General features: G+C 27.3%; 19 protein-coding genes, 1 other RNA gene and 1 riboswitch. Of the genes, 17 read left to right on the forward strand and 3 right to left on the reverse strand.

The genetic code is table 11. From position 1 onward, the window contains the following. Positions 1-16 precede the first annotated feature (16 nt). From I2A66_RS00160 to I2A66_RS00220, 13 genes are all read left to right on the forward strand, one after another. Positions 17-280: a PqqD family protein gene (locus tag I2A66_RS00160; protein ID WP_122638484.1), complete on the forward strand. Its 264-nt coding sequence runs from the start codon at positions 17-19 to the stop codon at positions 278-280. A 16-nt stretch (positions 281-296) separates the two neighbouring features. Beyond that, entirely contained in the window at positions 297-1,154 is an 858-nt protein-coding gene (locus I2A66_RS00165; RefSeq protein ID WP_195250739.1) for a hypothetical protein, read from the forward strand. A gap of 157 nt (positions 1,155-1,311) precedes the next feature. Continuing rightward, positions 1,312-3,069, forward strand: coding sequence for an ABC transporter ATP-binding protein (locus tag I2A66_RS00170; protein WP_147515646.1), 1,758 nt, complete (start codon positions 1,312-1,314; stop codon positions 3,067-3,069). Beyond that, positions 3,069-4,319 carry a nucleotidyltransferase domain-containing protein gene (locus I2A66_RS00175; RefSeq protein WP_195250741.1) on the forward strand — a complete coding sequence of 417 codons (1,251 nt, stop codon included), beginning with the start codon at positions 3,069-3,071 and terminating at the stop codon, positions 4,317-4,319. Before I2A66_RS00170 ends, I2A66_RS00175 begins: the two co-directional genes overlap by 1 nt. A 328-nt stretch (positions 4,320-4,647) precedes the next feature. Further along, positions 4,648-5,418: an N-acetylmuramoyl-L-alanine amidase gene (locus I2A66_RS00180; RefSeq protein ID WP_195250743.1), complete on the forward strand. Its 771-nt coding sequence runs from the start codon at positions 4,648-4,650 to the stop codon at positions 5,416-5,418. A 111-nt stretch (positions 5,419-5,529) separates the two neighbouring features. After that, positions 5,530-6,435 carry an LCP family protein gene (locus I2A66_RS00185; RefSeq protein WP_147515643.1) on the forward strand — a complete coding sequence of 302 codons (906 nt, stop codon included), beginning with the start codon at positions 5,530-5,532 and terminating at the stop codon, positions 6,433-6,435. A gap of 219 nt (positions 6,436-6,654) precedes the next feature. Further along, a riboswitch (cyclic di-GMP riboswitch) is annotated at positions 6,655-6,738 on the forward strand. A 220-nt stretch (positions 6,739-6,958) separates the two neighbouring features. Then, positions 6,959-7,558 carry a response regulator transcription factor gene (locus tag I2A66_RS00190; protein ID WP_122638479.1) on the forward strand — a complete coding sequence of 200 codons (600 nt, stop codon included), beginning with the start codon at positions 6,959-6,961 and terminating at the stop codon, positions 7,556-7,558. A 59-nt stretch (positions 7,559-7,617) separates the two neighbouring features. Next, positions 7,618-7,960: RNase P RNA component class A (rnpB, locus tag I2A66_RS00195), an RNA gene on the forward strand. A gap of 78 nt (positions 7,961-8,038) precedes the next feature. Next, entirely contained in the window at positions 8,039-9,064 is a 1,026-nt protein-coding gene (gene galE / locus I2A66_RS00200) for a UDP-glucose 4-epimerase GalE (protein WP_195250745.1), read from the forward strand. 69 nt (positions 9,065-9,133) lie between these two features. Next, entirely contained in the window at positions 9,134-9,571 is a 438-nt protein-coding gene (locus I2A66_RS00205; protein ID WP_164488944.1) for a COG2426 family protein, read from the forward strand. A 105-nt stretch (positions 9,572-9,676) separates the two neighbouring features. Beyond that, a complete protein-coding gene (locus I2A66_RS00210; protein ID WP_147515641.1) occupies positions 9,677-10,831 on the forward strand; it encodes a C40 family peptidase in 1,155 nt (384 codons plus the stop codon). A gap of 117 nt (positions 10,832-10,948) precedes the next feature. Then, positions 10,949-11,617 carry a DUF3298 and DUF4163 domain-containing protein gene (locus I2A66_RS00215; RefSeq protein WP_195250747.1) on the forward strand — a complete coding sequence of 223 codons (669 nt, stop codon included), beginning with the start codon at positions 10,949-10,951 and terminating at the stop codon, positions 11,615-11,617. Further along, the gene (locus tag I2A66_RS00220; protein WP_195250749.1) at positions 11,595-12,116 is read left to right on the forward strand and encodes an amidase domain-containing protein; all 522 of its coding nucleotides are present in this window, start codon (positions 11,595-11,597) and stop codon (positions 12,114-12,116) included. The genes I2A66_RS00215 and I2A66_RS00220 overlap by 23 nt, the downstream gene beginning before the upstream one ends. A 151-nt stretch (positions 12,117-12,267) precedes the next feature. Here I2A66_RS00220 and I2A66_RS00225 read toward each other — a convergent pair whose 3' ends face one another. The 3 genes from I2A66_RS00225 to I2A66_RS00235 all read right to left on the reverse strand — a co-directional run bounded on the left by I2A66_RS00225 (position 12,268) and on the right by I2A66_RS00235 (position 15,283). Next, a complete protein-coding gene (locus tag I2A66_RS00225; protein WP_195250751.1) occupies positions 12,268-13,398 on the reverse strand; it encodes a DHHW family protein in 1,131 nt (376 codons plus the stop codon). Positions 13,399-13,412: 14 nt separating this feature from the next. Continuing rightward, a complete protein-coding gene (locus tag I2A66_RS00230) occupies positions 13,413-14,639 on the reverse strand; it encodes an MBOAT family O-acyltransferase (RefSeq protein WP_330615433.1) in 1,227 nt (408 codons plus the stop codon). Positions 14,640-14,806: 167 nt separating this feature from the next. Further along, on the reverse strand, positions 14,807-15,283 hold the full coding sequence (locus I2A66_RS00235; RefSeq protein ID WP_122638472.1) for a DUF4358 domain-containing protein: 477 nt from the start codon (positions 15,281-15,283) through the stop codon (positions 14,807-14,809). A 229-nt stretch (positions 15,284-15,512) separates the two neighbouring features. Between I2A66_RS00235 and I2A66_RS00240 the strand changes: the two genes are divergently transcribed. The 4 genes from I2A66_RS00240 (at position 15,513) to I2A66_RS00255 (ending at position 19,715) form a co-directional block, all read left to right on the forward strand. Next, the gene (locus I2A66_RS00240; protein WP_195250753.1) at positions 15,513-16,370 is read left to right on the forward strand and encodes an N-acetylmuramoyl-L-alanine amidase; all 858 of its coding nucleotides are present in this window, start codon (positions 15,513-15,515) and stop codon (positions 16,368-16,370) included. A 199-nt stretch (positions 16,371-16,569) separates the two neighbouring features. Then, positions 16,570-17,481 carry a patatin-like phospholipase family protein gene (locus I2A66_RS00245; protein ID WP_122638470.1) on the forward strand — a complete coding sequence of 304 codons (912 nt, stop codon included), beginning with the start codon at positions 16,570-16,572 and terminating at the stop codon, positions 17,479-17,481. Between the two features lie 53 nt (positions 17,482-17,534). Further along, positions 17,535-19,301 (forward strand): Eco57I restriction-modification methylase domain-containing protein, encoded by a 1,767-nt coding sequence (locus I2A66_RS00250; RefSeq protein WP_243238624.1) that lies wholly within the window; start codon positions 17,535-17,537, stop codon positions 19,299-19,301. A gap of 69 nt (positions 19,302-19,370) precedes the next feature. Beyond that, positions 19,371-19,715, forward strand: a complete 345-nt coding sequence (locus tag I2A66_RS00255; protein ID WP_122638469.1) for a hypothetical protein — start codon at positions 19,371-19,373, stop codon at positions 19,713-19,715. Positions 19,716-19,771 lie beyond the last annotated feature (56 nt).

Consider the following 19,771-nt stretch of genomic DNA (forward strand, 5'->3'; position numbering starts at 1 on the left):
GGAGAAGGAGTTTGACATGATAAATAAAAATGAATTTATTACTAGGGATATTTTAGGGGAAACTATATTAGTTCCAGTAGGGAATACTGTAAACAATTTTAATGGATTAATAACTATTAATAAAGTAGGTAGATTTATATGGGATCATGCTGATAAAGTAAAGGATGAAGATGAACTTATAAATTTAATTACAGAAAAATATGATATAGACTATGAAACTGCAAGTAAGGATTGTAGTGAGTTTTTAGATAAACTGAGAAGTTCTAATATAATTAAATAATTTAAGGGGTTATAGAATGAGTAAAAAATACTTTGTGTGTGTTATTTCAGCTATATGTGTTTTATCAGTAGTAATTATAGGCGGAAAGGTATATACCAGTACAAGTAAAAATAAGAACAATCAATTAAACATAAGTAGTTCAAAGTCTAATGAAATAAATATAAATAGTTCTAAATCAAGTAATGAAGAATTAAGTGACACAGAGGAGATTGTAAGTAATATAGATAATATTAGCAATAACGAAGTTGAAATAAAAAGTATGGAATTAGATACAAGTGAAGGTAATAAAATCAAAAGTGATAGTGTAAGTAGTTTCCCATATAAAGTACCTAATGCTAATTTAAGTATAGAAAAGATTATAAAATATGATGGAGACTTTTTAGAGGATGGAAGTGAAAATACATCTAAAAATGTTATAGGTATTATAGTTAAAAATACATCTGATGGATTTATACAATATGGAAATTTAAAGCTTAAGGATAGTAACAATGAAGAATTAGAATTTGAATTTTCATCAGTTCCTTCAAATAGTTCAATTATTGTATTAGAAAAAAGTAATAAGTTATTTAATGAAAATAACTCATATACTTATAGTGATAATATAGTTGCTGAAAGAGAAAGTATATCTTTAATGGAAGATCAAGTAAAGATAGATTCTACAGATGGAATAATAGAATTACAAAACATATCTGGTAAAAATATATCTGTAGCATATGTATACTATAAGCAAAGGATATTTACACAAGATTTACCAGGAGGCATAACTTATAGGATAAGACTAGAAAATATAAAATCAGGTGAATCAGCAGGAGGTATTGCGAATCATTACTCTATTGATGATAGCGACATTATAATGGTTGATTTACAATATTAGTAAAAATGTCAGGATTAATTATTCTGACTTTTTTTGGTAAAAATAATATATATCCTATAGTTTTTTTATAATTTAAGGAGAAAAAGAAGGAAAATAGAGGATAAATGATAAATTATTATAAATAATATAGAAAATTATAGAGATTAAGGGCGAAATAATGTTTAAAAAGTTTAGATATAAAGATAGTAATCATATAATAAATGAAATTCAATTGGAATTAAAATGGATGTATGTATACATTAAAAAGTATAAATTAGATATAGGTATATATATAATACTAGGGATAGTAGCAACGCTAATGAGTTTATCATCAAACGTAGGATCAAAATATCTAATAGATGCGGTAACAGAACAAGATTCTAGTAAAATAGGCATAATAATATTGATAATAATATTAATGGCAATAGGAAATATAATAATAACGGCAATATCAAATAGGATATCAGCAAAAATAAATATAAAGGTAGGAAATGAAATAAAGCAGGATATTTACGATAAGATAATAAACATAGATTGGGAAAGTATGAACACATACCATAGCGGAGACTTATTAAATAGGTTAACAAATGATACAAATACAGTAGCAACAAGTGTACTAGGATGGATACCAAACCTAATAACAAAATCGATTCAATTTATATCAACATTATGTGTAATACTATACTATGACACAACTATGGCAGTAATAGCAATGCTAAGTGCACCAGTATCAATAATAATATCTAAAATATTAATGAAAAAAATGAGAAAATTTAATCAAGAAATTAGACAAGCAAGCAGTGAAGTTATGTCATTTAATGAAGAAACTTTTCAAAATTTACAATCAATAAAAGCATTTAATTTAATAGATATATTCTCGGATAAATTAAGATGTGTTCAAAAGAATTATGCTGATGTAAGTTTGGGATACAATAAATTTTCAATATATACATCATCATTTATGTCATTTATAGGAACATTTGTATCATATGCATGCTTTGGATGGGGTGTATATAGGTTATGGAGTGGTCATATAACATACGGTACAATGACTTTATTTTTACAGCTATCTGGAAAACTTTCTAGTTCATTCTCATCATTAATAAACTTAGTACCATCAGCAATAGGGGCAACAACATCAGCTGGTAGAATAATGGAAGTATCTGAACTACCAAGAGAAATTATAAAAGATGAAAAATTAGTAGACGAATTATATAAAACAATTAATGAAAGTGGATTAGACATAGAAATTAAAAATGTAAACTTTAGTTACTCCAATAAAAACGTATTAGTACTAGAAAATGCAAATATAAGTGCAAATTCAGGTGAAATAGTAGCTTTAGTAGGACCATCAGGTGAAGGAAAAACCACTATGATGAGAATATTATTAGGTCTATTAAATATAAATGATGGAGAAGCAATTATAAAAGATAAAAGTAATAGAAGTTGTAATATATCAGCAAGTACAAGAAAGCTTATGGCATATGTACCACAAGAAAAAACAATGTTTAGTGGAACTATAGCAGAAAATATGAGAATGGTAAAACCAGAAGCTACAGATTTAGAAATAATAGAAGCTCTGAAAATATCATGTGCATACGATTTTATAAAAAAACTTCCAAATGGAATAAATAGTAGAATTGGAGAACGTGGTAATGGTTTTTCAGAAGGTCAAAATCAAAGACTATCTATAGCAAGAGCGTTACTTAGAAATTCTCCTATATTGTTGTTAGATGAGGCAACATCAGCATTAGATGTAGCAACTGAAAGAAAAGTATTAAAAAATATTATGGAAATGAATAATAACAGAACATGTATAGTAACAACACATAGGCCAAGTGTACTTACAATGTGTGATAAAGTATATAAAATATCTCAATGTAAAGTAACTGAAGTAACTTCAAAAGAAGTAGAGAAAATGGTGGTGGATTTTTAATGATTAATAATGATTATAAATACTTATTAGAAGTTTTAAATATAGCAATACATAATGAAAAATATGGTTTGAATAAGTATGATATAAAAGAATTAAGTATAGAGAAAATATATAAATTATCAAAAACTCATAATATACTACCACTAATTTATGAAGGTATAAATTTAATTGATAGTATAGATAAGTCTATTAATGAAATTCAACTATGGAAAAGACAAGCCATGGCTCAAGAAATAAATCAAATACAAAGAAGTGAAAGGTTTTTAGATATATACAAAACTTTTTTAGATAATAATATAAAACCTATAGTAGTAAAAGGTATAACTTGTAGAAATATATACCCTTTTCCAGATAGTAGAATCTCTTCTGATGAAGATATTTTAGTAAAGAAAGAAGATTTTGAACTATGCCATAAAATATTAACTGAAAATAATATGAAGATTATAGATGGTGTTGATATTGAAAATAAAGATGTAGTTGCATATATTTGTACAAGCTCAAGACTTATGATAGAAGTTCATAAAACACTATTTAATGAAAATGAAGAAGAACATGTTAATATATTTAATGCTTTTTATAAAGATTGCTTTAATAAGAGCATACATGTTAATGTACAAGGTAGAGTAGTATATACATTTCCAGAAACAATGAATTTAATGTATTTAATAAATCATACTACCAAACATTTTTTACATGGAGGAGTAGGTATAAGGCAAGTTTGTGACATTGTAAAGTTTATAGAGTGCAATAGCAAAGAAATTGACTGGGATTATCTATGGAAAAACCTAAAAAAGATTAAGTATGATTACTTTGTTTTTAATTTACTTAATATAGGAGAATTATATTTGGGATTAGATAAAATGTTAATACAATATCCAGATTGGTATGATTATAATAATGTTGATTCAAGAGCACTTCTTGAAGACATATTAGATGCTGGGATATTTGGATCTAGTTCTATGGAGAGAAAACAAAGTAGTTTAATAACCTTAGATGCAGTTAATAACAGAGAAATTAAAACTCATAAATCTACATTTAAAGCAGCCTTATTTCCAAGTGTATTGAATTTGAAAGGAAGGTATACATACCTAAATAAGAAACCGTACTTACTTCCAATAGCATGGACACAAAGGGTAATATCTTATATTAATGAAAAAGGGATAGCTCAAAATATAGGTAAATCTGCATATGGTAGTATAAGCATAGGAAGGCAAAGAGTAGAACTATTAAAACAATATAAAATAATATAAATACAATGTATAAATTTAAAGTTAAGAGGATATAATTATAAATGCTGAGAGGTACTTAATACTTAGTCGTTACTTTTGTATAGCCTAGCTAATTCGGAAATCGCTAGGCTTTTTTTATGATTAAGGAAATTATATTGTATAAAATTCTGTGGATAAACTCTATGATGCAGGTGTATCAACATAACTGGTATTGAGCATAAAAAACATTTTGAGCAACGGACAAAGTCGTTGGCGATATGAACGAAGCGAATTTTTTATGCAAATTTTTAACATAAACTAGGAAACTTTGTCAGTAAATCCTTCTATAATATATGTAGGAGGTGAAAAAATGGATAAATTAATAATTATAGATAGTGGTCATAATGAATATGTATCAGGAAAACAATCACCAGATGGTACATTCAAAGAGTGGGGCTTTAATAATCAAATGCAATATAAACTTAAAAAAAGATGCGAAGATCATAATATAAGCGTATACCTAACAAATCCATCACCACAAGGTAAAGATGAAATAGGACTTACAAAAAGAGCAACTCTAGCAAACACATACTGGGCAAATCAAAACAAACCAAAAGCTTTATTCTTATCAATACATGCAAATGCATATCTATCATACTTTAACAGCGCAAGAGGAACAGAAACCTACACAGCAAGTAATGCAAGTACAAATTCAAAGAATGCAGCAAAATACGTTCAAGAAAACTTAGTAGATGCAATAAAGGCAATTGATAGTACTGCGAAAGATAGAGGTTTAAAAACTGCAGATTTTACAGTAATATATAAAGCCAATATGCCATCTATACTAGTAGAATATGCTTTTTATACAAATAAAGAAGATTTAGCAATATTGAATAATAATAAAGATGAAATGATAGAAGGAACTATGAAAGGTTTATGTAAATATTTTGGTATAACCTATAAAGCACCATCTGACTCAAATATAAATGATAACACAGATGATAATAATACTGATAATGGTACAATTTACTATAGGGTAGTTGTAGGAAGTTATACTAATAAAGAAAACGCAGAAGCTATGGTAGCAGAATTGAAGTCAAAAGGATACGATCCGTTTATAGTAGCTTATAAAAAAGAATAGTAAATTGAAAGTAGTCTATGAATTTAGGCTACTTTTAATTTACTTATGATATAATAAAAGTAGATAAATAGTAATTTATGGGAGTGTTACAAGAAAATAGGGGGGTATAATATGAGACATTTTAAGAAAATTGTCATTGGCTTATTAATATTACTATTAGCCATACCAACAATAGGATTTGGAACATTATATTTTAAGTTAAATTCTATATATGACAAAGAAGAAGCTGGTAAAATAGAAGTTGCAGAAGTTAAAGAAGGAATAACAAATATACTTTTAGTAGGAGTAGATGGAGACAATATAGATAGAGGGAATAGATCAGATGCTATGATAATACTTACTATAGATAGTAATAATAATGATATAAGACTTACATCACTAGCAAGAGATACATATGTAAATATTCCAGGGCATAGTACAGAGAAATTAACTCATGCATATGCATATGATGGTCCTAGTTTATTAATTCAAACTATTAAGGAAAATTTTGGTATAAGTATAGATAAATACGCTGCTGTTAATTTTAATTCATTTATAAATATAATTAATGAGTTAGGTGGAGTACAAATAGATATAAGTGAAGCTGAAGTAAGTCAAATAGATGGCATAAATGAAGCTGGAACACAAGCACTTACAGGAGAACAAGCATTAGCTTATAGTAGAATAAGATATATAGATAGTGCTTATCAAAGAGATAATAGACAAAGAACAGTATTACAAGCACTTTATAATAAGTTAACGAATGTAAGTAACGATGAGCTATTAGATATAGCGAATACTTTATTTAGATATACTAAAACAAATATGACTCCAATGGAAATTATAAGTGTTGGTACTCAGGCTATTAAAATTAAAGATACTGATTTTGATCAGTTGGAGTTTCCGCTTGAAGGTCATAGAAATGATACTATGATTAATAATGAAAAAGGATGGGTAATTGAATGGGAAGAAGAGTACAATAAAAAAGCTCTAAATGACTTTATATTTAATTACATTACATATATAAAAGAATACTAAAAATTATGCAGGCTTATTTGAATAGGTCTGCTTTTTAATTGTCGAATTAAACTTGTAATAAAATGGAATTAGATATAGAATAATTATTTATTTTGTAGAAAAAATAAGAATTTTTTATAAAAAAGTATTTTTTTGAAAAACGAAAGTAAGATATTATACCAATTATTTATTGAAAATTATACTAAATATGTATAACATAAACATATAAGTAGTAAAAACTTTAATATTTGAAATGGTGATATATATCCTGTAATTTGGGCATCTCGGATATATGGAGTTAGTGATGCAACCGGCTATATTTGACAAAAACTAGTTTTTGTTAGTATAGCTTTTTTTATTATAAAAAATAATACTAAAGTATAACGGATATATAGTAACAAGTATATGAATTATAAAAAAGTGTAATCAATAACTAAACAAAAGATTTATAGTATATGGTAAATTTGAGTGATTTAATATGTAAAAAATAAGACATATAATTAATACATAGTGAATAAAAGGGACTTTACGGAGGGTGTAATATATGAAGGGGATAATAATTTCAGAATCGTTAGTTATAAGAAAAGGAGTAGCAGAGATACTATCAAGTGAAAGTTGTATAGATATATTAGATGAAGGATATATGTGTACTGATATAAATAAAGATGCATACGATTTAGTTATATTTGACTTAAATAGAAATACTAAACAGTATATAGATTGTATAAAAGATATAAAAGAAAATGGAAATTCAAAAATAATGGTATTAGATTTTTATGAAGATACAAGATTATTCGCAAAGTGTATGAAAATTGGTGTAGATAGCTACATATTAGCAAATATAGAAGGTGAAGGAATAAAATATGCAGTAAGATTATTATCAAAAGGAAAAAAATACTTTGATTCAGACCTCGTAGAAAATTATATGAGAAAAGATAACTTAGAAGAAATAAAAGAGCTTACAAAAAGAGAAAAAGAAATTTTAATATGTATATCAAAAGGTAAAACTAATCATGAGATTGCTAATGAGCTATGTATAACAGAACATACAGTTAAAAAGCATACAAGCAATATTTTTGAAAAATTAAACTTAAGAGATAGAACTCATGCAGCGCTTTATGTGCATGAAAAAGGAATAATATAAAAAATTTAACTTTTGACACGATAAAAAAAATATGATAATATAGTGAAAGTCAATTAAATTAAGTAAGCCAGATGATCGCGGGTAGCATTAGCTACGTGAGGAAAGTCGGAGCTCCATAGAGCAAGGGTGCTAGATAACGTCTAGTGGGAGTGATCCTAAGGAAAGTGCAACAGAAAATAACCGCCAACTAGTTTGGTAAGGATGAAAAGGTGAGGTAAGAGCTCACCGTTGGCTAGGTGACTAGCCAAGCCGTGTAAACCCCACCCGGAGCAAGTCCAAGTTAGGGTAAATAGGGTGCTGCTCGTACCCTCCGGTAGGTAGGACGCTTGAGCCTATTGGTGACAATAGGCCTAGAAAGATGATCATCAAATACAGAACTCCGCTTATAGACTTGCTCAATTTAATGACATACACTAGCATAAGCTGGTGTTTTTTTTTACATAAATTTAAGTAATTAAATTAAAAGGGGAATTGGGGAAAATGAATATATTAGTAACAGGTGGGGCTGGATACATAGGTAGTCATACTGTAGTAGAGCTATTAAACTATAATTATGATGTAGTAGTTGTAGATAATTTTAGTAATAGTAGTCCAATTGTATTAGATAGAATTAGGGAAATATCTAAAAAGGATTTTAAATTTTATGAGGTGGATTTAACTAATAAAGAAGATTTAGAAATTGTATTTAAAGAAAATGAAATAGATGCTATAATACATTTTGCAGCATTAAAAGCTGTTGGAGAATCTGTAAAAAAACCATTAGATTATTACTATAACAATATTTTAAGTACTCTGTATTTATTCGATTTAATGAGAAAATATAGTGTATGTAAATTTGTGTTTAGTTCATCAGCAACTGTATATGGCCAACCTAAAAAGTGTCCTATAGTAGAAGATTTTCCGTTATCAGTAACAAACCCATATGGAAGAAGTAAGCTAATTATAGAAGATATACTTAGAGATATGTGTTTTGCATATTCCTCATTAGATGTAGCTATTCTAAGATATTTTAACCCTATTGGAGCTCATAAAAGTGGTCTAATTGGAGAAGAACCAGATGGAATACCAAATAATATAATGCCATATATAACTAAGGTTGCTGTTGGTAAGCTACCTGTATTAAATATATTTGGAGATGATTATGATACTTTAGATGGAACAGGTATAAGAGATTATATACATGTACTAGACTTAGCAAGAGGACATGTTAAAGCATTAAAAAAACTCGAAGAAAACCCAGGTCTTGTAACTTATAATTTAGGAACGGGTCATGGATATAGTGTACTTCAACTTGTAAATGCATTTTCAAGAGCTAGTGGTAAAAAAATACCTTATACGATTACTGATAGAAGAGCTGGAGATGTAGCAGTATGCTATGCAGATCCAAGTAAAGCAGAAAAAGAACTTGGATGGAAAGCTAATTATGGTATAGATGAAATGTGCCAAGATTCATGGAGATGGCAAAGTAAAAATCCAGATGGATACAGAGAAACTGCAAAAGGTTAATAATGAATATACAAAGATATAACAATTATGATAAAATGTTATATCTTTATTTTTTGAAGGAGGACTAACTTGGGATACTTACATATAATGATTTTATCAATGATACCAGTAACTGAATTAAGAGGAGCAATACCACTTGGTATAGCAATGGATTTAAATCCTATAGGTGTATATTTAGCTAGTGTAGCTGGATCTACTATAGTATCAATACCACTGGTTTTATGTTTTAGAAATATAATGCACTACTTAAGAACAAAGAAAATATTTTTAGGACTAATAAAAAAAGTAGATAATAAAATAGAATCTGGTATGAAAAAGATGAAAAAAGCTTCAATATTAGGAATAATCCTATTTGTAGGTGTGCCTCTTCCGACAACTGGGACATGGACAGCATCAGCAATAGCATCAATATTAAAAATGAGAATGAAAGAAGCTTTAGCTGGAGTATTAATAGGAAATATGATGGCAGGAGTAATAGTTACAATGCTATCACTTCATATAATATAGCAATTTATGACAATAAAACCTTAATATTAAAAGTAAAATATGGAAAATATGGTATAAATATGATACTATATATACTGAATACTTTTAATAAGGGAGATATTTCAAATGAGTTTAAATAACCATACTTTATGTAAAGTAGTAGCTGGAAGTGCTGTTTTAGCAGCGGCTACTTTAGTAGGAGACATAACTATAGCAAATGCAGGCAACAATAGTGGTGTTGTTAATGTTTCTGTATTAAACGTAAGAAGTGGAGCAGGAACAAATAACAGCATAATAGCAAAAATATATAAAAACAATACAGTATCAATACTTGAAAGTAGCAATGGATGGTATAAGATAAAGCTATCAAATGGAACTGTAGGATGGTCAGCATCTGAATATATTACTATTTCAGGGGGAACATCAAGTTCAAGTAAATTAGGAACTGTAACTACATCAGTACTAAATGTAAGAAGTGGAATTGGAACACATTATTCAAAGATAGGTAAATTATCTAAAGGAACACAAGTTAACATTCATGATACTCAAGATGGATGGCATAAGGTTAACTTAGCTAACGGTAGTACAGGTTGGGTTCATGGAGACTATGTATCAGTTTCTGGAGAATCATCAACTCCATCTACAGGTGGAACACAAGAATCTATAAGTAATAAATATGGAACTGTAAATACTTCATCATTAAATGTAAGAAGTGGAGCAGGAACTAATTATTCAAGAATAGGTAGTGTAAAACTTGGACAACAATACAACATTGTAGGAAGTTTAAATGGATGGTATCAAATTGATTTAAAAAATGGTAGTACTGGATGGGTATCAGGCCAATACTTAAATGTAAGTGATGGAACTGTTAGCAATGAAAGTAATTCTAATAATTCAAGTACAACTATAAGCAGTGCAGCAGAAAGAGCTGTTGCTTTAGCAAGACAACAATTAGGTAAGCCATATGGATGGGGAGCAGAAGGTCCTAATTCATTTGACTGTTCAGGACTTACTTACTATGTGTATAAGCAACAAGGTATAACTTTACCAAGATCTTCAAAGTCTCAAGCTACATATGGTACAACTGTAAGCAAGAGTGAGCTTATGCCAGGAGACTTAGTATTCTTTAACACTAATGGAAGTGGAATAAGTCACGTTGGAATATACATAGGTGATGGAAATATGATAAATGCAACAAAACCAGGTGATGTTGTTAAAATATCTAATATAAATTCTAGTTATCATGCAAGTAGATTTGTAACTGCAAAGAGAGTTTATTAATTTGTAGAAAAAGACAATTTCTTAATTTAAAGAAATTGTCTTTTTTTTATATTTTACTTAACAAAAATTTTTTATAGACATATTAATTATTATATAAATAAAAAGAGGAGAATGCATATGTTTATAATTGAAGATAGGTTGTTAGATAAAAGTGAAGACCAAGTAAAATGCCTATTAAACTATCCAGTAATTAAATTAATAAATAATGAAAACGGTTTCGTAGAATATATAAACCGAAAAATTTATGAAGATGTGCTATGTTTTAAAGATGTAGTAGAGCAAATTCTAAAAGAAGAAGATATAAACAGTGTAGTAAACCTAATGACAGAATACACAATATCATTTAACAAAAATAATATAATAAGTATACCAATAGAATTTAGTCAATTTATAGAACTATACAACATAAATTATATAAACTCTTACAACTATGATTTTAATGAAGAAAAAGAAATTAAACTAAGGGACATCTTTGATGAATTAATAGATTATAAAACATTTATAGGAAACATGGTAAAAATTCAATTAGCTATGATGCTAGATAACAATGAAGAAATAGGCATAAATAATTATGACTTAATAAACATGATTTACAACATAGAAATATACGAAGATCAAGCATTTTATCTAGAAGAAGATGGATTAGTAATTTGCTTATCATCATATGAAATGGGAAGCAACATAAGAAAAATTTTAGAATTTAAAATAATGTATGAAGATGCAAAGTATTATTTTAGTGATTATTTTTTAAGGGGGGTTATTAGTGAAAGTACTACAACCTTATAATCGAGAGGCAGCAGCAGCTTATGCTAAAAAATGGGCTTTAGGAAGAAATAAAGAATATAAAGATTATGAAGATTGGGGAGGCGATTGCACTAATTTTATTTCTCAGTGTTTAAAAGCTGGAGATATTCCTTTTGATAATTCTGGAAATAGTGTTCTTAAACAATGGTATTGGTATAGTGATAGTAGTAGAACTCCTACTTGGACTGCGGCAGAACCATTTTATAAGTATATTACTGGAAATAATAATGAAAGCAGTAGTAACTTTGGTATATATGCTAGGGAAGCTGAGTATAATGAGTTGGAACTTGGTGATATTGTTCAATTAGTTTATGAGGGTAGAGCCTATCATAATATGATTGTTACTGAGGTTATTCTTGAAGGTGACTTTTTAATTGATTATTTGATTTGTCAGCATACCTATGATTTGTTGAATTATCCACTAAGTCTAAAAGAAGGAGAGAGAAGATATTTGAAGATATTGGGGTATTATGAGTGGTAGTTTTATAATGTTCGTGAAAGGCCTTGGGTGGGGTGGTGATGTGTAATTTGACACACATGCATCTGGAAAATGATGACAATGGATGTCAAATTACACCTTCACCTTCTACAAAAGGCTGCGAACTTAAAACTTCCACTTATGCCCCAATATTTTATTTTGTTGGGGTAGTTTTGGGGAAGAATTTGTCTTGATTTAGGGTTTGGATGTTACATATTGTTAGTACTTCTTTTATGTTTGGGTTATTTTTTATATAGTCTTCTAAGTTTGATGTGTAATAGCGTGGGTCTATTACGTGTATTTTTTTGTATTCATTTGCTAGTAGTGGTATAAAGTTGTGGGCGAAGGAGTCTTTTAGAATTAGTATTTCTTCTTCTTTGTTTTTGTTTCCTTCTATTAGTGCATGTGCTGGATCTCCGTGAAGGAAGTATTGGTATTTGTTTTTTCCTTCTAATTTTTCGTTATCATATAATGTGTTGTAATTTTTATCAAAGTCTATTTCTATTTTGTGATTGTTGTAGTTTTTATAGGAGTATATGCTGTCTCCTTTTATTGTTGGGAGTATTGCTTTTGAGTAGTAACTCCCTAAAAAGTTGTTTGTTACTTTTTTGTAGTTTGAGTAAAGCTCATCTTCTGTACTTAAGTCTTTGTTGTATAGTTCACTATATGCTAGCATTGCTCCTAATTGAGTCCAGTGATGGTCTGTGTTGAAGTATATATATTTATCTTTATTTTCCTTTAGTATGTTGTATGGTGTATAAAAGTTTTCTGTGGTTTCCTTTATATAGTTTAGTACATCTTGTTGATTATCTGTTATTGCATATGAAGGTAGTTCTTCTTCATAAAATGCTATTGATGTAGGGATAACTATCAGTTTTGATTTTATTTTGTATTCTTTATATAGTTTTTCTGTTAAATTGTTTGCCTGGGAAATATTTTGATACATAATTTCCTTATTAAAAATAAATTTCTCTAGAAGTCTGTTGTTTTTTGTTATATATATATTTCTAAATTCTCTATTTCCTAACATGTAACTTATACTATTTTTAAAAGATATAAATTCTTCTCTATATGGAAATTGGTCTTCTGTGTATTTATCAAAGTTCTCCATAAAATAACCATTTTTAATTTTATCTATTGATAGCTTAGGCAATTGTGTTAGTATTTTATTTTCTAATGTACTTACTGTTTTATCTGGAGTAAGTATATTTATAATTGGAAATATAAATATAAAAATTAAAAATATAGATACTGTTAAAAATTTTAGTATATTATTTTTGCTCATATAATCACCTACTTTTAGAATCTAAAATATAAAAATGGATTGAATGTTGAGTCTACTAAAAATGCAGTAGATATTATTAATCCTAAGATTAAAGCTATAAATTTTATTATAGTATATTTTGAAAGTATGTTTTTAAATATTGGTGTTGATGCTAGTATTCCTATAATTAAAATTGATATGTTAGGTACTAAGTAATATAAAAATGTTTTATCAATTAATACATTATTAAAGTTAAACATTGCTTTATAATATTTAAATACATCGTTAAAGCTTGTTATATCAAATAATACGAAACTAATTAAAATTAAAATTATTACATATAGATGACTAACTATATTAGGTAAGGATTTTAGTTTTTCTAGTAAAAATAGTTTTTCTAAAATTAAAATAAATCCAAAGTAAAGTCCCCATAATATAAAGTTAAAACTAGCTCCATGCCAAAGTCCTGTTAAAAACCATACGACCATAATATTAAATAGCCATCTTGATTTAGCGCATCTATTTCCTCCTAGAGGGATATAAACATAATCTCTAAACCATATTCCTAGTGACATATGCCATCTTCTCCAAAATTCAGTTATAGATTTAGATATATAAGGATAGTTAAAGTTTTCTAAAAAGCTAAATCCAAACATCTTACCTAGTCCAATTGCCATATCAGAGTATCCTGAAAAGTCGAAGTATATTTGTAGTGTAAAGCAGATTATACCAAGCCATGCAGTTGATATAGATAAGTTATTATAATTAGAACTTTTTATATTAAACCAGATTATCCCTAGGTTATTAGCAAGTATTACTTTTTTAGAAAGTCCTATTATAAACCTACAAACACCATCGTAAAGTTTATCAAAATTATGTGTACGATTGTTTAAGTCATTTGCAATGTCAGAGTATCTAACTATAGGTCCAGCAACTAATTGTGGAAATAAAGTTATGTAAGATGCAAGAGAAATTATATTTTTTTGAACTGGGGCTTCATTTCTATAAACATCTATTGAATAAGACATTGTTTGAAAAGTATAAAAGCTAATTCCTATAGGTAAGACAATATTTAATAAAGGAATATTATTATTAGAAATATTGTTATATATTGATATTAAAAAATCACTATATTTAAAAAATGCTAATAGTGACAAGTTTATAATTATGGATGATATTAAAGCTATTTTAGATTTTATATTTCCTCTATTTTTATCTATAATTATTGCATGTATATAATCCGAAAATATAGAGAATATCATTATAAATATATATAAAGGCTCTCCCCAGGCGTAAAAGAATAAGCTGAAGATAAATAAAACTAGATTCCTAAGCCTATAGGGAGATAAGTAATAACAGATTAATACTAAAGGTAAAAAATAAAAAATAAATGCTATGCTACTGAAAACATTCATTTTATATCATCTCCTTATTTTGTGATTGTATCTATTATAAGTTGGTTTATCTTTTCTACATTGTCAGCAGATATAAGATATACATAATTTCCTTTTTTCTCGATTACTGTGTTTGCAGCTCTTGTTGCATTTTCTTCTTTTCCGTATCCATCACCAAAAGGTCTCATGATCATGCCTTCTTTGTAACTTTCTAATGCTTCAAAAGCTTTATTAGCATCATCTTCACTTGAAGTTTTTATAAATAAAATATCTTCAAGTGCAATATTAATAGCAGCTCTTATCATAAATCCTTCTTCAATAGAATCTTTTATATCATTGAAATAGTCAAAATCAGTTATGTTGTAATTCATAGACTGCTCAACTAGTAAACCAGATGATGTAATTGCTTTTTCAACTGTAGATGCAGAAACGTTTTTATATTCGCTACCTTTTGAGCATCCAACTAATCCTAGTGTTAAAACTAGAGATAATATTAAAATTAGTTTTTTCATGTAGTACCTCCAAAATTTGTATTTTTTTGTCGTTATATTTTATAGTTTACTATACTTTTTAACAAAAAAGGTAATAAAATTATTACAGTTTGATTACATTTTAATTACATTTTGAAAACATTTTTAATATTATTATTTACAAAAATATTGAAGGTTATATATTGGAATGATAAAATAAAATTTAAGTAGTATGGTATTTATATACTAAGAAGTAAAAGGATGGGAAACTATGTCATATAAACGTGGTAGAAGTAAAAATAATGTTACGTATTTACATAAAAAAAACAAGAAAAGTGTAAAAAATGTAAAAAGAAAAAAGAATGTAAAAAAAAGAAAAGTTAACTTAAAGAATTTATCTATATTAGTTGTAGGGATTTTAATTTTAAGCTTTGGATTATTTAAAGCTGGACAAGGTGTAACAACTTTAGTAAAAAATATAGCTAGTAAAACTACACAAACTAGTGAAGCTGAAACTATTGAACTTGAAAAGCAATTTGACATGAGCGAAGAGCAAGGTTTATCTACAAAAAAATATACTATCTTTATAGATCCAGGTCATGGTGGTGAGGATAATGGTATGCAAAACAAGGAAACTGAAGTATATGAAAAGGATATAACTTTAGCTATAGGAAAGAAACTTGCTTCAAAGTTATCTAAACATACTGATGTTGATGTAGTAATGTCTAGGAGTGATAGTAGTAAAAATTTAACTACAACTGAGAGAATTGAAGAAGCTAGCAAAGCTAAAGCCGATGTTATGATTTCATTACATATGAATGCTGAATATGGTGGAAATACTGCAAGTGGTGTAGAAGTATATTATAAAAAAGATGATATAAATAAGACTAATGAATTAGCTAGCTTAATACAAGATTCTATAAAGTCTTATGTTGAGATAAGAGACAGAGGTGTTGGAGTAGGTAGATTTGATATATTAGATGAATCTACTGTTTCAGCTATTATGATAAAATGTGGATTTATTACTAACACAGAGGACGTTAAGAACTTAACTGATGATAAATATTTAGATGAGTTTACTGAAGGTATAGCACAAGGAATACTTTCATATATAGATGCTAATAAGTAATTAATGGTCGAAAACGGGCAAAAGTTAATATAAAATCCAAGTCATGCAGCTTAAGGGATGCTGCTAATGGCTTGGATTTTATATTTAACTTCTGCCTTTTTGTTTTGCTACGTTATTAATTATTTTGGGGGTGGGGGAACAATTGGTGTTAAAAAAGATATATTAGAGTAGTAGCATATATTTTTTAGGAGTGAGATGTATGGGTGATTCTACTTTTAATATTGTTAATTTTGATGGTGGTGGTCTTAGAGGGCTTTTGAGTATTAGTTTGTTTGAGAGAATTCAAAGGGAGTTTCCTGATACTTTAAAGAGGACGGATATGATTGGTGGTACATCTACAGGAAGTTTGATTGCTTTAGGGTTGGCTTATGGATTAAGCCCTAGAGAAGTTAGAAATATGTATTCTGATGAGAATGTTAAGTATATATTTGATAAGTCTTATTCTGAAATGTTAAGACCTAAGTATGATAATAAACATCTTAGAGATGTTTTACGTAAAGTTTTTCCTGAAAAGTTAAAGTTGAAAGATCTTAAGAAGTTAGTTGTTATACCTTCTTTATATATTGGGAATGAGACTAGTGAGTGGAAGCCTATATTTTATAATAATTTACCAGATTCTCCAACTGAGAATGCTAGGGTTATAGATGTCGCTATGTGTAGTAGTGCTGCACCTGTATTTTTTCCTACTTATGATTGTCATATAGATGGAGGTATTGTTGCAAGTGATCCTAGTTTAGCGACTATAGTTTATGCCCTAGACCAAAAGTTAGGGAAAAAACCTGAGAATATTAGACTTTTATCTATAGGAACGGGATATCTTTATAATAGTATAAAACATGATACTACAGGTTGGGGTGCTATTGATTGGGTTATAAGTAAAGAGCCTTATTTTCCTATTATATCTGTTACCTTAGAAGGTAATAGTCAAACTAGTCAATTATTTTCAAGTATGCTTTTAGATGAAAATTATCATAGATTAAATCCTAGAATGAATAAAGATATTGGTATGGATGATGTAGAGTCCTTGGATTATTTGAAAAATTTAGGTAAAGACTATAATATAGATGAAACAATTAAGTGGATGAGTACTAAGTGGAATAGACTAGGTTAATATTGTGCTATAATAAATAAAGGAGAAGTTAATATCATATTTTGGAGGAAAATATGAAGCACAATTTAGGGGAAATGGAAATAGAGATAGATAATTTTTATAGTTCAAAAAATTATGAACAAAGCTTGGAAATAGAGTTTAGAAAATCTAAGGGGATTTACTATACTCCAAAAGTTATAGTAAATTATATTATGGAAAAAACACTAAAAAATCATGATATAGTTAATAACCCATGTCCGAGAGTGTTAGATATGTCTTGCGGATGTGGGAATTTTTTATTACAAGCATATGATATTTTATATGATTTACTTGAAGAAAATATTTTTGACTTAAAAGAAAAGTATAAAAGTGATTATTGGTGTTTAGAGAATATCCATAAACATATAGTAGAAAATTGTATTTTTGGAATTGATATAGATAGTAATGCTATAAAAATTTTAAAACAAAGTTTATGGGACAAAGATACAAATATTAATAATATAGTTAATGAAGATTATAATTACAATATTTATAATGATGATGGGTTAAAAAAAGAATGGGAATTTAAGTTTGACTATATAGTTGGCAATCCACCATATGTAGGTCATAAGTCATTAGATAAAGAATATAAAAAATACCTTATAAAAGAATTTAATCAAGTTTATAAAGATAAGTCTGATTTATATTTTTGCTTTTATAAAAGAGCTATAGATTTACTTAATGATAATGGTGTTATGTCTATGATTACACCAAGATATTTTTTAGAAAGTCCATCAGGTAATTCTTTAAGACTTTTTATCAAAGACAATGCCTCTATTAAAGAGATAGTGGACTTTTTAGGAGCTAAAGTTTTTAAAAATGTAGGCATTGCAAGTTGTATAATTACAATGAGTAAAATTTTAAACTCAAATAATTACATAGATGTTTATAAGGCAAAAAATGAAGATATAAAAATTAATGAATTAGAAGATTTAAATAGTTTATTAAATAGTTTTGAATTTGATAAATTTAGCTTAAATCAAAAATTACTAGATAAAAATTGGATTATAACGAATAGTAAAGACAGAGAGTTTTACAATAATATAGAATCAATATGTGAATATTCTTTAGGAGATATTGTAAATAGTTTTCAAGGTGTTATTACAGGTTGTGATAAAGCATTTATTATAGATGGTAACAATAAAAAAGATGTTCCAGATAATATTTTAAAAGTATGGGTAAAAAATAAAAATATTAAAAAATATGTAATAGAAAAAAGTAATTATAATTTAATATACTCTAATGATATAGATAATCAGGATAATTATAAAGAAGTAATAGATAAATTTATAATGCCATATAAGTCAAAATTAGAAAATAGACGTGAATGTAAAAGGAATGTAAGAAAGTGGTATGAGTTACAATGGGGAAGGGAAAAATCATTATTTGAAAGAATAAAAATAATGTATCCATATAAATCTAAATGCAATAGATTTGCTATAGATTATAGTAATTTATATTGTAGTGCAGATGTATATTCTTTTTATATAAAAGATGAGTATATAAATGAATTTTCTAATGAGTATTTAGTTGCTATACTAAATTCTAATATATATGATAGATATTTTAAAATAAATGCTAAAAATATGGGAAAAGAAATTTACGATTATTATCCTAATAAAGTTATGGAAATTAAAATATTTAAGGATGATAATTATGAAGAAATAGAAAGTAAATGCAAACAAATATTGAAAATTTTGTATAATAAAAATTTATATGAAGAATATGAATTTTATCATGAAGAAGTTTGTAAACTAGAATATGAAATAAATGATTTAATAAAAAGTTCTTTGAAATTATAGAGTATATTCACTAATACATAGCTCGTTTCATATAATCTAAAGAATATCTTAATTTAAGGGGGCAAAGAAATGATTATATCTAGGGTGTCAGAAGGCGAAAAAAGAGTATATGTGGATGTTAGTGGGTATATAACAAAGAAAGATGCTAGAGAATTTTTAAATAAATATAAAAGTATGAGTAGAGGAATGAATTTTTCACAATATAACTTGGTAGTTAAACCAGGTGTATTTAAATGTGAAGATAATAGCGATATAAGAACTACTTGTATGACATTTTTAAAGTCAGGATATAGAAAAATTTATATAATTGATGAAGATAATCAGTTTACAAGAACTTTAAACCTTAAACCTATGGAGAAAAAATTGTTTTTTAAGTCCGTAAAGGTTATTCCTGATGAAAGTTTGATTAAATAAATTTATTATGTAAAATTTTCAAATAATATATAAAAATTATGAAAGATATATACTTT

Source organism: Romboutsia sp. 1001713B170207_170306_H8 (assembly GCF_015550495.1).
Taxonomy (GTDB): Bacteria; Bacillota; Clostridia; order Peptostreptococcales; family Peptostreptococcaceae; genus Romboutsia_E.

Excerpts from the sequence above, each read along its gene's own strand:
- I2A66_RS00160 (WP_122638484.1), top strand. The coding sequence starts at position 17 with ATGATAAATAAAAATGAATTTATTACTAGGGATATTTTAGGGGAAACT.
- I2A66_RS00165 (WP_195250739.1), top strand. The coding sequence starts at position 297 with ATGAGTAAAAAATACTTTGTGTGTGTTATTTCAGCTATATGTGTTTTA.
- I2A66_RS00170 (WP_147515646.1), top strand. The coding sequence starts at position 1,312 with ATGTTTAAAAAGTTTAGATATAAAGATAGTAATCATATAATAAATGAA.
- I2A66_RS00175 (WP_195250741.1), top strand. The coding sequence starts at position 3,069 with ATGATTAATAATGATTATAAATACTTATTAGAAGTTTTAAATATAGCA.
- I2A66_RS00180 (WP_195250743.1), top strand. The coding sequence starts at position 4,648 with ATGGATAAATTAATAATTATAGATAGTGGTCATAATGAATATGTATCA.
- I2A66_RS00185 (WP_147515643.1), top strand. The coding sequence starts at position 5,530 with ATGAGACATTTTAAGAAAATTGTCATTGGCTTATTAATATTACTATTA.
- I2A66_RS00190 (WP_122638479.1), top strand. The coding sequence starts at position 6,959 with ATGAAGGGGATAATAATTTCAGAATCGTTAGTTATAAGAAAAGGAGTA.
- galE (WP_195250745.1), top strand. The coding sequence starts at position 8,039 with ATGAATATATTAGTAACAGGTGGGGCTGGATACATAGGTAGTCATACT.
- I2A66_RS00210 (WP_147515641.1), top strand. The coding sequence starts at position 9,677 with ATGAGTTTAAATAACCATACTTTATGTAAAGTAGTAGCTGGAAGTGCT.
- I2A66_RS00215 (WP_195250747.1), top strand. The coding sequence starts at position 10,949 with ATGTTTATAATTGAAGATAGGTTGTTAGATAAAAGTGAAGACCAAGTA.
- I2A66_RS00225 (WP_195250751.1), bottom strand. The coding sequence starts at position 13,398 with ATGAGCAAAAATAATATACTAAAATTTTTAACAGTATCTATATTTTTA.
- I2A66_RS00230 (WP_330615433.1), bottom strand. The coding sequence starts at position 14,639 with ATGATATTCTCTATATTTTCGGATTATATACATGCAATAATTATAGAT.
- I2A66_RS00235 (WP_122638472.1), bottom strand. The coding sequence starts at position 15,283 with ATGAAAAAACTAATTTTAATATTATCTCTAGTTTTAACACTAGGATTA.
- I2A66_RS00240 (WP_195250753.1), top strand. The coding sequence starts at position 15,513 with ATGTCATATAAACGTGGTAGAAGTAAAAATAATGTTACGTATTTACAT.
- I2A66_RS00245 (WP_122638470.1), top strand. The coding sequence starts at position 16,570 with ATGGGTGATTCTACTTTTAATATTGTTAATTTTGATGGTGGTGGTCTT.
- I2A66_RS00250 (WP_243238624.1), top strand. The coding sequence starts at position 17,535 with ATGAAGCACAATTTAGGGGAAATGGAAATAGAGATAGATAATTTTTAT.
- I2A66_RS00255 (WP_122638469.1), top strand. The coding sequence starts at position 19,371 with ATGATTATATCTAGGGTGTCAGAAGGCGAAAAAAGAGTATATGTGGAT.